Origin of the sequence: Natrinema sp. SYSU A 869, assembly GCF_019879105.1 — an archaeon.
In the GTDB taxonomy this organism is placed as follows: Archaea; Halobacteriota; Halobacteria; order Halobacteriales; family Natrialbaceae; genus Natrinema.
Genome location: NZ_CP082249.1, coordinates 1,019,856 through 1,033,036, shown reverse-complemented (window position 1 = coordinate 1,033,036; position 13,181 = coordinate 1,019,856). Strand labels below are relative to the sequence as shown.

Sequence of the window (13,181 nt, the reverse complement as noted above, 5' to 3'; positions counted from 1 at the left end):
CCGATTGGTGTCCGAATACGTTGGTAATGGGACGGAGTCTTTCTGCGACGACTGGCTGCTAGGAGGGCCACACCCTCCCCAGCCGATTCGCTCGCTGCTCACAATTCCCACTGGTCACCGTTCGCTTTCCGAGGCGCTCACAGTGTTCGCGCCTCGCTCCGCTCGCTCATCCACAGGAAGACGCGAAGCGTCTTCCACGCCTTCGCTCACGCGTTCGCGAAGAGGTCGCGCAGGATCGGACACAGCTGTTCTTCGGTTCGCTGCGGCCCAGTGCGCGCTACCGCAGGTGCTTAGATCATCTCAGAGCAGTATGAGAACCAGCGCGTTTGAATCAGGATTGTGTAACCGCGATCGTCAGGCTGCCGGCTCGAGATCCACGCTCTCGGCTTCGGCTTGGACAAGATAGGCGCGGTCGTCGTCGTAGTCGGCGACGATCTCGAGGGCCTCCTGAGTGCCGATGCGGTTGAGCGCCCACGCGGCGCTGGCGCGGACGCGGTCGGCGTCGTCATCTTCGAGGACGTCCGCGAGCGGCTCGATAGCGCGGGTGTCCCCGATGAGGCCGAGCGCGCGGGCGGCCCAGCTACGGACGTCCGCTTCGTCGGCGACGAGTTGCTGTGCGATCGGCTCGACCGCGTCTGCGGCACCGATCTCGCCGAGCGCGCGGAACGCGGGCTGCTGGAGGTTCGGATTGGAGTCGACGTAATCGACCAGCGTATCGACGATCTCTTCGTCGTCGACGCCGATCTTGCCGAGGATCCGCATCGCGGCTTGATCACGGCGGTTGGCCTTCTGGAGCATCGGGTCGATGGCCTCCTCGGGACCCATCCGCTCTAAGGACTCCATGCAGTGGTCCTCCATGAAGTCGGAGTCGAAGGTCTCGAGTGCGAGCAGGATCTGGTCGACGTTGCCCTGCTTCTCGTGGACTTTCAGTGCGTGCCACTCCGGCGGGAAGTCCTTGACGTGGTCGAGCACGTCGTAGTAGCCCTCGCGGCGGAGCTGTTCGCGGATCTCGAGATCCGTCCACTCGGTCGCGTCGTCGATATCGCTCTGGAGGTCGTCGGTCGTCTCGAGCAAGCCGGCGATGGTCTCGGAGTCGTCGTCGGCGTCGAGTTCGGCGTCCTCGACGGCGTTGGTGGCGTTGTCGAGGGTCGCGTCGAGTTGCCCGGCGACTTCGTCCCCCTCGTCGACCAGCGCAACTGACGTTCCGAGCAGGCCGTTGAGTTCATCGAGGAAGTCGTCGACCGCCTCGATCAATTCAGCGTTGCCCTCCTCGGTCCAGCGGGTGCTCGTGATCGTGCTGCTCGCGTCGTCAATCTCGCCCACGACGTCCTCGCCGTAGGGACCGCGCTGGTCCTCCAGATCGGACTCGAGGTCCGAGAGATCGCTCTCGATCTCGTCGTATTCCTCCTGAAGCTCTTCTTCGGGGGCAGGTTCCTCGTCTTCTGCTTCCTCCTCGTCGGTTTCGGGCGGCTCCGGAACCTCGACGCTCTTGAGTTCGGCGCGGAATGACTCGAGATCAGCTTCGACGACGTCCAGGTCGTCTTCGGTATCGGCAGCCTCAAGGGTTGAATCGAGTTCCTCAAGGTCGGTCGACAGGGCCTCGAGTCGCTCGCGGATGGCCTCAAGGTCGACGGACTCCGTCTCGTCTACTTCTTCCTCGGCGGCCGCGTCGTCACCGTTCGCCTCGTCCTCGCTCATGGTCCCACCTCAGGACGACGCCGACGCGTGACAGTGTACATACTCTACGGTCGTGTCAGCACGGCCCTAAGCGTTTCCATGCACGTCGACCTCGCCGGCTCGTTCGGCGTCGCCCCAGTACAACACGGGACTGCATATCATGTACGCCAGCCCGAGCGTCAGGAGGGCGTAGGGAAACGTCCGACCGGCGAAATCGGGAACGAGGATTGCGAGCGCGTGGACGACGCCCATGATCGCGGCGTCTCGAGTCAGTAGATCGGGGTACTGGATTCGCGAGACCATCAGGTAACAGAACGCGCCGGTGACCGCGAGGACGAGCCACGGCTTCGGTTCGCCCGCGAGGATTGCCGCGCCGAGTACCGTCGCGGCCAGCGTCGTCTGGACGCCCTCGGTGTGGCTCCCGGCGACGTCGTAGGCGGTGTACATGCCCAGCCGAGTGACGGCCATGGCGACAAATAGCGCACAGACCGCCGTCACGAGCAGGAGTTGGGGCGTGATCGATTCGAACCCGATCTTGAGGCCGCCGGTGACGACGACAAAGGAGAGGACGGCGGGGGCGACGGCGAAGGAGGCGACGTCGGCGAGCGAGTCGAGATAGGGGCCGGCATCGGTGCCGCCGTAGCGGCGCGCGAGGATGCCATCGAGACCGTCCGCGATCGCTGCCAGGAGGATGAGGCGGGCGGCCAGATCGATGTCGACGACCGCGACGACGACCGCGACGAACCCCAGAGCGGCGTTGGCGATCGTCACCGCGTCGGCGACACCCAGCCGACCGACGAACCGGGGAAGCATATGCCCGGATTCGACGGGGAGTTACCTTACGTGTTTTCGTTTCCGCAGGCGGGTTTTCGAGAACTGAACCGGGGCGGTTATACCGCGACTCTGCGTACGATGCGGTATGCAACGGCGCGCCTGTCTCGCCGCCGTCGGAACCGCCGTCACAGCGAGCTTGGCCGGGTGTTCGTCCGTGCTCAGCGCGTTCGACGACGATCCCTGTCGCGGCGAGGACTGCCACATCGGGATGAACCGCACCGAGTTCATGCCCGACGTCTACGAGGTCGCTGCCGGCGACACGGTCGTCTGGAAGAACACCAGCGAGGCCGACCACACCATCACGGCCTACGAGGGCGGGATCCCGGACGAGGCCGAGTACTTCGCCTCCGGCGGCTACGAGAGCCAGACGGCCGCGTACGAGGCCTGGGAGGACCGCGGTGGTCGACTTGGGACACGCGATACGTTCGAACACACCTTCGAAGTGCCGGGCACCTACGCGTACTTCTGTATTCCTCACGAAGGTGCCGAGATGATCGGCGAGATCGTCGTCGAGTAGGTCGTCAACCGGTCCGACCCCTGCGGGGCCAGTTTTATCCCCAGACGAGCGAATAGTTCTGGCACAATGATCGTCATCCACGCGAGTTTTCCGATCGACCCCGACCACCGCGAAGAGGCACTCGAGCTGATCGACGACCTCGTCGCCGAATCACAGCAGGAAGCGGGAGTAATCGACTATCGGGCCGCAACGGATGTTTCCGACCCGACCGTCGTGCGCTTCTTCGAGCAGTACGAGGACGAGGCAGCGTTCGGCGCACACGCACAGGCGGACCACTTCCAGGAGTTCGCGGCGGCGCTGCCGGACCTGCTCGCCGGGGAGCCTGACGTCACTCGGTTCGACGTCGAGTCGGCGGAAGACGTCGAGCTCTGAGCGGTGGCTATCGTACTGTAAAAAAGCAAATCGCGTCCCAACGAAAATCGAGTCGATTCGCTGACCGCGATCAGTCCGCGGAGACGTCTTCTTCGTCGACGTCGACCGCGGTCGCTTCCTCTTCGGCGACTTCTTCGGGGTGGGCCTCGAGGGTGGCCTTCTGGATTTCGACGCGGCGCAGCGGGTAGATCGTCTTGGCCTCGCCGTAAATGCCGGAAGAGAGACGACCTTCGACGACGCTGTCGATGAGTTCCTCGAAGGACCGCTCTTCGGCGGCCTCTTCGATCATCTGGACCATTCGTTCGCGGATGGCCTTCTCCTGGCTCGCGTCGGCCTTTTTGGTCGTGAAGGCGACGGGCTGGATCTGGACGCGGTAGTCGTCCGTCGTGAGGACGGTGACGTAGGCCTCGATTTTCGAGGCACCGCGACGGACCAACGAGCGCAGGTAGTCACGGGTCAGGGAGTGTTCCACGAACTCCGTGTACGCGCTGTCGCTGCCGACATCGTTGATCTTGAAGGTCAGCTTGGTGTTGTTCTCGCTAGCGTTGTTGTTGAGTTCGCCGAGCGTCGTTTCGAGCGTTCGGCCGTAGACTTTGTCCGGTTCGTCAGCGGGGGTTTCGCCGAGTTCCTGGCGGTCGAACTGCTCGGGTGCCAGGACGGTGTACCACCGCTTTTCCTGTTTCGCACGTGAAACTGATCGTTCACTCATTGTGTGTTGTGTCTGAGTCGGTATCGTGGTTGGACACAGGTCCCGTGTCCGTTGGTCGGTCATCCTGTACGGTTCGTGCCTGCGAAGTGACGTCGATCGCGACCGAGAGGTTAACGACGTAGTCGTCGACCGTCGACTGGAGTCCGCTGGTCGTCTCGCGGTCGATCTGCGTGATGATCGTCCCTGCATGGCCGTCATCACTGTTTACCGTGTCGACGGCACCGTCTCGTTCGACGGCCGTCGTCATCTCGTCGGTATTGTCCGGACTGAGCGCCTGCGCGACGAGTGCTGCGTCGTCGTGGTCAGTCCGAATCGTCGCTCGCCGGCTCATAGCAGGTCCCTCGCTGCCGCGATGATCGTCGAGTCGTCCACGTCTGTGTCGTATCGAAGGTAGCCGCGTCGATGGCCAACATCGTATTCGACGGCGATGGCGTCGGAATCCGTCTCCGAGTCCGCGTCCGCCCCCGTGCCCGCGAGTTCGCGAGCGACGCCCTCGACGGTCGCGCCGAGGGGGTCGGCCTCGCGGGTCGCAATCGCCGCCTCACCGTTTCCGACGGCGAGGACGGCTGGTTCCGGCGACCGGTAGGCCGCTGCAATCGTCGCGACTGCCTCGACGGGGCCGTCGTCGATGCCGACGACGAACAGTCCGTCGTAGCGGCCAGTCGACGCGTCCTCGAGTGCTGCGTGGGCACGGCGTCCGCGCTCGCGCCATGCGTCGAGTGCGGCGTCGCGGACGTTGTGTCCCATCGCGAGTGCCGTCCCCGTGCCGGGCTGGGTTCGAGCCAGCGCCTCGAGCACGTCGGCGACGCCGCCGAGCGTCGCGAAGGCGTGCTCGGGCGTGGCATACGGCCGCAGTGCCTGACCGATCGTCTCCGCGGCAGCATCGGTTGCCTCGTCGGTACCGACGACGTCGAGTGCGACGAGCGAGCCAATCGCGCGGCGGTCGTCCGCGTCGAGCGCGTCGAGATCGCCGTCGTAGGCGTCCGAAAGCGCCTCGCGCGTCGCGTCGGGGTCGCCCGACCACGGCGCGCGGACCCGCGTCGAGTGTGCAAGCCCGTCGACCGGGTCAACAGTCGGCACCGCGACGCCGGGTCGCTGCTCGACGAGTCCGCGTTCGAGCGCGGTCTCGAGGAGCCACTCGGTCTCGCCCGCACCGGGATCGCTCCCGCCGGCAACGACGCCAGCGAGCGCGAGCACCGGATCCGGGGTTACACCGAGTTCGCGGACGAGGTCGACGGCCTCGAGGGTCGCCGGCCGGTCGGTTCCCGCGAGTCGGATCGTATCGTCGGTATCGGCGGCCGCATCGGCGGTGCCGACGACGACCGTTACGTCGCCCTCGTTGGGTGGTGTACGGACGCGTTCGGATCGCTCCGCGACCGTCCGTCCGACGGTCACCTGAAACGGCGTCTCGCGGTCGGCCAGCGCCGTCGCGAGGAGGCCACTCGCCGCGAGCCCGTCGCCGTCCGCGCGTGCGATCAGGCGGACGAAGCCGGCGCTCTCGAGTGCGCTCGTGGCGGACACCGGCTCGGCGGATCGACCCTCGGTGGACATGTGACGTTATTCGGCGTCTTCGATGAGTTCCTTCGCGAACTCGGGGGTGTACGTGAAGTCTGGGTTAAGCTTGTCGCCGCGGTAGTACTTGACCAGGCGACGGACCTTCGCTTCGGTGTTCTGCAGGGCGCGCTTGTTCTGGTAGTCCTGCTGGTTCTGCTGGACGTGCTCGCGCAGGCGCACGGCGCGTTCCATCAGGTTCCAGAGGTCCTCGGGGATATCCGCTCGCGCGTCGTTCTCCTCGAGGATCTCGGTGATCTTCTTGCCGGTCGCCAGCTTGACGTCCGGAACGGGCGTGCCGGTGACACCTTCGTCACGCAGCTTCATCCCGATCTGGCTGGGTTCGTGGCCCTGTTCTGCTAGTTCGACGACCCGGTCTTCGATGTCTTCGGGGTCGACGTCGCTCCACTCCGGTGGTTCGTCTGCCGACGGCTTGTCCGAGCCGGACGAGCCGCGACGGCGGGTGTGCATTCGTGCCATTGTTGAGGATAGGAATCGCACTGACCGCTCGTTGCGCTGTCTACTGACAGCATCAGGCTCTCGCCGTGCACTTCCGCAATCCCAAGTCACCCGAAAGAGGGGGTGACACAGTCGGATTTGCGGCCGTGCGCTTCCCACGCTCACTTCTTGCGTCGGGGACTAAAGGGTTTCTACATCGCCATTGACGCCGAGCGCGTTCGGACGGCGTTCAGGTGAGGATCGCGAAGAGCACCACGGCGAGTCCGATCATGATGGCGGCGTGTTTCGCGCCGGCTCTGACGTCCCCGGTGCTCAACTGGCCAGCGATCACCCCCGAGAACGATCCCTGGACGAGCGCCGCGTGGTAGAACAGCGTCGTGTAGGCGTCGCCGTCGGAGAGCCCGCCGAGTTCGCTGATATCCGACCCGGCGGCCAGCTCCGCGCTCTCCGTCGGAAGGTTCGGCAGCAGGTAGCCCGCGAGCACCCCGATGATGAAGAGGAAGACTAGGAACGAGACGTAGACGACGACCATGTACTCGAGCATTGCCTGTCTTCGTTCGCGCTCGAGGCGGCGGTCGGCCGCGGCCTGTCGCGCGGCGATTCGGAGCGTCGTCGCGAGGGTCCCGGTCGCGTTCATCGATTCGGTGAGTAACGTGACGACGCGGGAGATCGATCGGGTCCCGACCCGCGCCTCGAGTCGCCGGAGCGCCGTCTGGAGATCATCCCCACTCGACATCGGCCCAGACCCGGTCGAGTTCGGCGCTGAGCGGCCCCAGATCCGACTCTCTGACCCGGTCGATCGCCGCTATGATCGATAGCCCGGCCTCGTTGACGCTGGCAAGCCGATCGAGCAGGTCCGGCACTGCGTTCTCGATCGCCGTGAGCCGTCGCCGGTGGAGTTCGTACGCGATGGCGAAGACGGTCGCGACGCCGAACGCACCCACGGCGATGATATCGTCGACCGCAGTCACGTCGAACCCGCCGTCACGGGCTGCGGGAAGCCGGTTGAGAACGGCTGCGAGCGCGATCGGAACGGTGATCGCGAGCGTGAGTGACGGTCGCTCGATGAGCGTTCGAATCGGATGGCCAAAGCGATCACGGAGCCCCTCGAGCCGACGATAGCACCGCACCCGTTCGATGTTCGAATGGGGACGCGGCCCCGTCTCATTGCTGGCGACGTCCGTCGCTCGGCTCGATCGAGCCGCGGACGGCGGATCGATGCCGTCTGGCTCCGCGTCGACCCCGTTGCTTGTGTCGAGTTTGTCCGTCACCATACTCAGGTACACCATGAATCCGACGTTAGCGACCGGCAAGATCGCGTAGACGACGACCTGCAGTTGTCCGAACGTGTCGCCGGCGGCGATTCCGATGACGACCAGAATGGTGATGAGAAAGAGCGGGCCCGCGACCAGCACCGTGACGTAGGCCTCGGCTAGCGTCGCGAGTAAATCGAGGATGCCCTCCTGTTGGGACTCAGCCACTTCGCGGTACTCCTGATACTGCCGCTCGAGAAACCCGGACAGTCCATGGCCGCTCTGGAGGACGCCGACGAGGTTCTCGGTGAACTCGCGGAACTGTGGACTCGGCGAGCGCCGCCCCATCGTCTGCAGAGCGGTGATGACATCAGTGCCGAACGTGTCCATTTCTCGAACCGCGACCGAAAACTCCGCGGCGGCCTCACCGTAAGTGTCCTCCTGTGCGGCGACGACCCTGACAACGTCCGGGAACGCCATCCCGCTCTTCGAGAGCGCGTAGACGAACGCGACCGTCGCGGGCAACCCCGCTTCGATCCGCCGCACGCGCCCGTCGGCGACGTAGCTCGGGTACCACCACCGGAGCCAGTAGACCCCACCGCCGGTGACGGCTCCCAGCGCGAGCGAGGAGACGGCGAACAGCACAGCCAGTTCGCCAGTCGATAGCGATGGGACGCCGCTCAGCGCCACGAGGAACTCGAGGACGCTCGGCAGGGCCGTGCGCAGGGTTTCGGCGTCGACCGAGCGGAGCGCCAGTAGCCCCCAAACGGCATAGGGGCCACTGATCGAGCCGACGATGGCCGCGACGGCTGCATAGAGCAGGGTCATCGACCCGTACTCGCGGGTCGTCGTCGGAACGTGTGCGGCCCGCAACGACGCCGTTCGTTCCGAGCGCTCGCCTTGGACGGCGGCGACGTGGTTTCCGGCGACCTCGATCGCGATCCGATGCAAGGCCCGGTCGATGCGGCTCGAGTAGCTGGCGACGAGGAGGGGAACACAGAGGAGCGCCGCGAGTCCCAGCGGGACGACGGTCACGACCCTCATCGATCTCGAGGCGCGTCGTTATCGGTTCCTGCTTCCGTCGTGGCACCGTGCTCGGTCGCTGATTGCGTCCCGCTTTCGCCGTCGGTACCCTCGTCGGCATCGTCGTCCGAGATCGTCTCGAGGATCCGGTCCGGGTCGCTGTAGTACTGGTTGACCAGCGCAGTAAACCGCCGGTAGCCGGAGATTCCGTTTTCCTGGAGATACTCGAGGAACCGCTCGCGGCGCTCGAGTTCGGTCAGCAGTTCCGTCTGGCTCCAGCCGCGTTCGTCACGGATCTCCGAAAGGACATGACTGCCGCTGCTCCGGAATGTATCGCTCTCGCTGTCCCACGTGTAGGCCGTCGAGTAGTCGAGTTCGCCGGTTCGCTGGTCGACGCCCTCGATCTCGGCGAGTACTTTGTTTCGACGCACGCGCTGGTCGCCAGAGCGAGTCAGCGTCTGAACCGAGAGGATGTCGAGGCTCCGGACCATCGACCGGGGGACGTTGATCGGTTCGTTCTCGAGCCGGTTGATAGCCGTCTGCACCGAATCGGCGTGCATCGTCGAGTAGGTCGTGTGGCCGGTATTCATCGCCTGGAAGAGGGTCATCGCCTCCTCGCCGCGGACCTCACCGACGACGATGTACTCAGGGCGGTGACGCAGGGCCGACCGCAGCAGGTCGTACATCGTCACGTCCGTGCCCTCGTGGATACGCTCGCGCGTGATCGAGGAGAGCCAGTTGTCGTGGGAGAGTTGGAGTTCTCGGGTGTCCTCGATGGTCACCACCTTCGACCGCGGTGGAATGAACATCGAGATGGCGTTCATACTCGTCGTCTTCCCCGAGGCGGTGCCGCCCGCGAACACCAGGCTCTTATTGTGCTCGATCGCGAGCCAGAGGTAGGCCAGTTGCTCGACGTTGAACGTACCGTACTCGAGCAGGTCGATCGGCGTGAAGGGGTCGTCGGCGTACTTCCGGATCGTGAATGCGGAGCCCCGCGGCGTCACCTCCTCGCCTAGCGCGAGTTCGGCGCGCGAGCCGTTGGGCAGGGTCGTCTCGACCATCGGGTCGCCGATGGAGATATGCCGACCGGAGTGCTGGGCCAGCCGAACGACGAAGCGATCGAGATCGGCCTTTCCGAAGGAAACCGATGTTTCGATGTCAGTGTACTCGTCGTGGTAGACGAAGATCGGCAGGTCGTAGCCATCACAGGAGACATCCTCGACGTGGGGATCGCGCATGATCGGGTCGAGCGGCCCGTACCCTCGGAAATCCCGGTGAATGAAGTAAAACAGCCGGTAGAACGTCGCCGCATCGATCTCAGCCCCGTAGCGCTCGAGCGAATCCTGGATAGTCTCCCGCAACAGCGTCTCGACGTCGTCGCGCTCGTCCTCGCGGTAGAGCAGGGGATCGCGAACGTCCTCGAACAGCGTCTCGAGCAGGACCGATTCGTCCTCGCGGAGCGTGGGTTCGACGGTGTGATACCGGTGTTCGTTCGCCTCGTGATCGTACCCGATCGAGACGAACGAAAACGGTGCGTCAACCCAGTAGCGCTCGACCTCCTCGAGCCCGTCCGGGCCGTCGCCCGTGACCAGCGGTCCGTGGGCGTCGGGATCGTAGGCTCCGATATCGACGGTCGATCCCCGCAGGGTTTCGACGACGCGCTGGACCGTTCGACGAGCAGCGTCGATGGTCGATTCACGGTGACTGTCGCCGGTACCGTCGGTTTCGACGGCATCGTCCCGATCCGCGTCTGCGTCGGTGTGTGCTGGAGGTTCCATTGAACGCGATTTCGTGACACCTGCGGACCCGATCAGCATAAATCGGGTGGCCGATCAGTGACATTCCGTCCGATGGATTGTCCGCTCGGCCTATTTTCGTGCGTTACGTTGATACGGTGGGAGTCCGAAGTTACCGATACGGAATGAGGCGCGAGCACTTCACGTTAGACGTCAACAATATCGACTGGGTCGAAACCAGCAGCGAGCCAGCGAAGCCCTCGGTATCGATCGATTTCACCGGCCCGGCGACCATGCTTCGCGAGCGCCTCACTGGTCCTGACGGAGACGTTCTCGAGGCAAGCGAAACGGACGTGGCCCTTCGCCTGCAGGGACCGCTCGGGGACGACACCACGGGGGTAGTGAGCGTGACCAACCGCATCACCGGCGAGTTCATCCTCGAACTCAACGAGGATGCCGCCGACGTCCTCCAGTTCATCCGGGCGGCACGGGGCTACGGAGAGGACGCTGCCGACGAGGAGGGCCGCTACGAGGTCGCGATCACGCTCGACGGCGACCCGTTCGTCAGCTACGACAAACGAACGTTTCTCGTCTACGACGACGAGGGGAGCCTGCTCCGCCAGCATAGTTTGATCCCTAGCGGCGTCGAGCTCTAGCCGTCTCCGTTCTGTCCATTCTTCCACCGGCTGGGACCGACCGGCAGTTATAAGTGTTTTAGGCCCGCCTAAAGGAAGCATACGCCGGCAGACGGCGGAGTCGATTCATGGCAAACGGACAACTACTCACGACGGCGGTCGAGAACAAAGCCCAGGAACCGATGGCCTCGGAGACAGTTCTCGAACTCGATGGAATCGTGAAGCGTTTCGGCAGCGAGGACGTCATTGGGGATCTCTCGCTGTCCGTTCGCGACGGCGAGATTTTGACGCTGCTCGGTCCGTCGGGCTGTGGGAAGACCACGACGCTGCGTCTGATCGCCGGCCTCGAGAAACCCAACGCCGGACAGGTCCGGCTTCAAGACGAGACCGTCGCTGGGGACGGTCGCTTCGTCCCGCCGGAGGAACGCGGCGTCGGCGTCGTCTTTCAAGATTTCGCACTCTTTCCCCACCTGACCGCTCACGAGAACGTCGCCTTCGGCCTGCAGGAGTGGGACGAGGCCGACCGCAACGCTCGCGTCGACGAACTCCTCGAACTCGTCGGGCTCGCGGACCACGGCGAGGACTACCCGGACGAGCTCTCAGGCGGGCAACAACAGCGGATCGCGCTCGCGCGCTCGCTGGCCCCCGAACCGGAGATGCTGTTGCTCGACGAGCCGTTCTCGAACCTAGACGTGGACCTGCGCGTCGAGATGCGCGAGGAGGTCCGCCGGATCATCAAGGAGACGGGTGTCACCGCTATTTCCGTCACGCACGATCAGGAGGAGGCGCTGTCGATCTCCGACCGGGTCGCCGTGATGAACGACGGCGATATCGAACAGATCGATACCCCCCAGCAGGTCTTTCAACAACCCGAATCGCGGTTCGTGGCCGGCTTCCTCGGTCACGCCAGCTTCCTCTCGGGCGAGGTTCACGGCGATCACGTTGACACCGCGCTCGGTCGCGTGCTCCGCGACGACGTCCACGGACTGGCCCACCAGTACGACGGGAGCGTCGTCGACTTGCTGGTACGCCCGGACGACGTGACTGCCTACACCGCGACGGAAGCGGAGGCCGACGGCCGCGTCGTCTATCGACGCTATCTCGGCCCGACGGTTCTCTATCGGGTGGAACTCGACGGCGGCGAAACTATCGAGTGTATGCACAACCATTCCGACCGGATCGACTTGGACGAGCGCGTCGGCGTCCGCGTGACCGCCGACCACGAACTCGCGTGGTTCCCCGCCGACCACCGCGAGGACACCGACGCGGATGCGGACGCAGTTTCCACCGACGCAGACTGATCCATCCCGAAACGCTACCGGCTCCGGTTCACTCTTTCGTCTCTTTGTGACCCGTGATCACTCGAGTTAGCGACCAGAACAGTCACGTTGATACATACGCACACGGGAGCAGGCATATGGCTGATAGGCGGGAGATCGCGACGTACTGTGGCATCGCCGGTGCGATCGTGTCGCTGGGCGCGATCGCGCTCGCGACGATCGTCGCCTCGCCCGAGACGTTCACCTGGCAAGACCGAGCCCTCTCGGATATGGGTCGCTACGGCGCGCCGACGTTCCCGCTATTCAACGGGGGGTTGGTCATCGGCGGACTACTGGGGTTACCCTTTGCCTGGCGGTGCTGGATCGCGAGCCACAACGTCCTCGAGCGCCTCGGCATCGCGTTGCTCGCGATAGCGGTCGTCGGACAGATCGGCGTCGGGATCTTCTTCCTTGAACACACGGCGGTCTACCTCGAAACGAGTCTCCACGGGCTCGCGGCGCTGACTGTCTTCGGTGTGGCCCCGTTTGCAGGGTGGATCTACGGCTCCGGTGCAGCGCTGGCCGGCGACGGTCGGCTCGCAGTCGCGTCATTCTGGTTCGGGATCGTCCATCCCATCGCTTGGTTGGGGTGGCTGCTGTCACTCGGCGGCGATGCAGACTCCGGGACGTGGTTCGCTGTCCCCGAATTCGTCGCTGCTGTCGCATTCGGCGGCTGGATCCTCGTTCTCGCGATCACTCTCATCCGTCGGGACGACAGCGAACGTACCATCCCAAACCGCTGAGCGCTCCAGTCCGGTTTGCGACTCTCGGCCACACAACGCTTAAATCGAAACCGTCCCTAACGATGTGTATGCATAAAGACGAACTCCTCGAGCTCCACGAAGAACTCGTCGTCATCATGGAGTACTTCTCGGATCGCGAGGAGGTCGACGAAACGCTGTTCGATCCCTACCGACAACTCGATGTCGATCCCTCACACGTCCACAAGTCGAAGAGCGAACACAAACACGCCGTCTTCGTCCTTGGGAACGCCCTCGCGAGCGCGATGAGCGAAGACGAGTTCTCGAGCGCTGGTCGGATCGGCAAGCGGATGAAGGAACTCGCCGAAGACGCAGAGTCAAAAATATAGACAGTA

Annotated in this window: 13 protein-coding genes and 1 pseudogene; 6 read left to right on the top strand and 8 right to left on the bottom strand. The window is 64.4% G+C overall.

Annotated elements, in window-relative coordinates:
* Positions 1-354 precede the first annotated feature (354 nt).
* Both K6I40_RS13280 and K6I40_RS13275 read right to left on the bottom strand, forming a co-directional pair.
* On the bottom strand, positions 355-1,698 hold the full coding sequence (locus K6I40_RS13280) for a HEAT repeat domain-containing protein (protein WP_222919516.1): 1,344 nt from the start codon (positions 1,696-1,698) through the stop codon (positions 355-357).
* Between the two features lie 66 nt (positions 1,699-1,764).
* Positions 1,765-2,490 (bottom strand): protein sorting system archaetidylserine synthase, encoded by a 726-nt coding sequence (locus tag K6I40_RS13275; RefSeq protein ID WP_222919515.1) that lies wholly within the window; start codon positions 2,488-2,490, stop codon positions 1,765-1,767.
* A 106-nt stretch (positions 2,491-2,596) separates the two neighbouring features.
* Between K6I40_RS13275 and K6I40_RS13270 the strand changes: the two genes are divergently transcribed.
* Positions 2,597-3,028 (top strand): plastocyanin/azurin family copper-binding protein, encoded by a 432-nt coding sequence (locus tag K6I40_RS13270; protein WP_222919514.1) that lies wholly within the window; start codon positions 2,597-2,599, stop codon positions 3,026-3,028.
* A 66-nt stretch (positions 3,029-3,094) separates the two neighbouring features.
* A complete protein-coding gene (locus K6I40_RS13265; RefSeq protein ID WP_222919513.1) occupies positions 3,095-3,400 on the top strand; it encodes a putative quinol monooxygenase in 306 nt (101 codons plus the stop codon).
* A gap of 70 nt (positions 3,401-3,470) precedes the next feature.
* Here K6I40_RS13265 and K6I40_RS13260 read toward each other — a convergent pair whose 3' ends face one another.
* The 6 genes and pseudogenes from K6I40_RS13260 to K6I40_RS13235 form a co-directional block, all read right to left on the bottom strand.
* On the bottom strand, positions 3,471-4,109 hold the full coding sequence (locus K6I40_RS13260) for a 30S ribosomal protein S3ae (protein ID WP_222919512.1): 639 nt from the start codon (positions 4,107-4,109) through the stop codon (positions 3,471-3,473).
* Positions 4,102-4,440 (bottom strand): KEOPS complex subunit Pcc1, encoded by a 339-nt coding sequence (locus K6I40_RS13255; protein ID WP_222919511.1) that lies wholly within the window; start codon positions 4,438-4,440, stop codon positions 4,102-4,104. Before K6I40_RS13255 ends, K6I40_RS13260 begins: the two co-directional genes overlap by 8 nt.
* Positions 4,437-5,660 (bottom strand): exonuclease, encoded by a 1,224-nt coding sequence (locus K6I40_RS13250; protein ID WP_222919510.1) that lies wholly within the window; start codon positions 5,658-5,660, stop codon positions 4,437-4,439. The genes K6I40_RS13255 and K6I40_RS13250 overlap by 4 nt, the downstream gene beginning before the upstream one ends.
* A 6-nt stretch (positions 5,661-5,666) precedes the next feature.
* Positions 5,667-6,140: a 30S ribosomal protein S15 gene (locus tag K6I40_RS13245; RefSeq protein WP_222919509.1), complete on the bottom strand. Its 474-nt coding sequence runs from the start codon at positions 6,138-6,140 to the stop codon at positions 5,667-5,669.
* Between the two features lie 208 nt (positions 6,141-6,348).
* Positions 6,349-8,416, bottom strand: a pseudogene (locus tag K6I40_RS13240) (type II secretion system F family protein).
* Entirely contained in the window at positions 8,413-10,173 is a 1,761-nt protein-coding gene (locus tag K6I40_RS13235) for a type II/IV secretion system ATPase subunit (RefSeq protein WP_222919508.1), read from the bottom strand. The pseudogene K6I40_RS13240 and the gene K6I40_RS13235 overlap by 4 nt, the downstream one beginning before the upstream one ends.
* A 143-nt stretch (positions 10,174-10,316) precedes the next feature.
* Between K6I40_RS13235 and K6I40_RS13230 the strand changes: the two genes are divergently transcribed.
* The 4 genes from K6I40_RS13230 (at position 10,317) to K6I40_RS13215 (ending at position 13,175) form a co-directional block, all read left to right on the top strand.
* Complete coding sequence (locus K6I40_RS13230) at positions 10,317-10,787, top strand: DUF5793 family protein (protein WP_222919507.1); 471 nt, start codon at positions 10,317-10,319, stop codon at positions 10,785-10,787.
* Between the two features lie 107 nt (positions 10,788-10,894).
* The gene (locus K6I40_RS13225) at positions 10,895-12,067 is read left to right on the top strand and encodes an ABC transporter ATP-binding protein (protein WP_222919506.1); all 1,173 of its coding nucleotides are present in this window, start codon (positions 10,895-10,897) and stop codon (positions 12,065-12,067) included.
* 116 nt (positions 12,068-12,183) lie between these two features.
* Complete coding sequence (locus tag K6I40_RS13220) at positions 12,184-12,828, top strand: DUF998 domain-containing protein (RefSeq protein WP_222919505.1); 645 nt, start codon at positions 12,184-12,186, stop codon at positions 12,826-12,828.
* 68 nt (positions 12,829-12,896) lie between these two features.
* Positions 12,897-13,175, top strand: coding sequence for a UPF0058 family protein (locus K6I40_RS13215; RefSeq protein WP_006186471.1), 279 nt, complete (start codon positions 12,897-12,899; stop codon positions 13,173-13,175).
* The last annotated feature ends 6 nt before the right edge of the window (positions 13,176-13,181 follow it).

Bases quoted from the DNA above. Each gene is read 5' to 3' on its own strand.
- K6I40_RS13280 (WP_222919516.1), bottom strand. From the start codon at position 1,698: ATGAGCGAGGACGAGGCGAACGGTGACGACGCGGCCGCCGAGGAAGAA.
- K6I40_RS13275 (WP_222919515.1), bottom strand. From the start codon at position 2,490: ATGCTTCCCCGGTTCGTCGGTCGGCTGGGTGTCGCCGACGCGGTGACG.
- K6I40_RS13270 (WP_222919514.1), top strand. From the start codon at position 2,597: ATGCAACGGCGCGCCTGTCTCGCCGCCGTCGGAACCGCCGTCACAGCG.
- K6I40_RS13265 (WP_222919513.1), top strand. From the start codon at position 3,095: ATGATCGTCATCCACGCGAGTTTTCCGATCGACCCCGACCACCGCGAA.
- K6I40_RS13260 (WP_222919512.1), bottom strand. From the start codon at position 4,109: ATGAGTGAACGATCAGTTTCACGTGCGAAACAGGAAAAGCGGTGGTAC.
- K6I40_RS13255 (WP_222919511.1), bottom strand. From the start codon at position 4,440: ATGAGCCGGCGAGCGACGATTCGGACTGACCACGACGACGCAGCACTC.
- K6I40_RS13250 (WP_222919510.1), bottom strand. From the start codon at position 5,660: ATGTCCACCGAGGGTCGATCCGCCGAGCCGGTGTCCGCCACGAGCGCA.
- K6I40_RS13245 (WP_222919509.1), bottom strand. From the start codon at position 6,140: ATGGCACGAATGCACACCCGCCGTCGCGGCTCGTCCGGCTCGGACAAG.
- K6I40_RS13235 (WP_222919508.1), bottom strand. From the start codon at position 10,173: ATGGAACCTCCAGCACACACCGACGCAGACGCGGATCGGGACGATGCC.
- K6I40_RS13230 (WP_222919507.1), top strand. From the start codon at position 10,317: ATGAGGCGCGAGCACTTCACGTTAGACGTCAACAATATCGACTGGGTC.
- K6I40_RS13225 (WP_222919506.1), top strand. From the start codon at position 10,895: ATGGCAAACGGACAACTACTCACGACGGCGGTCGAGAACAAAGCCCAG.
- K6I40_RS13220 (WP_222919505.1), top strand. From the start codon at position 12,184: ATGGCTGATAGGCGGGAGATCGCGACGTACTGTGGCATCGCCGGTGCG.
- K6I40_RS13215 (WP_006186471.1), top strand. From the start codon at position 12,897: ATGCATAAAGACGAACTCCTCGAGCTCCACGAAGAACTCGTCGTCATC.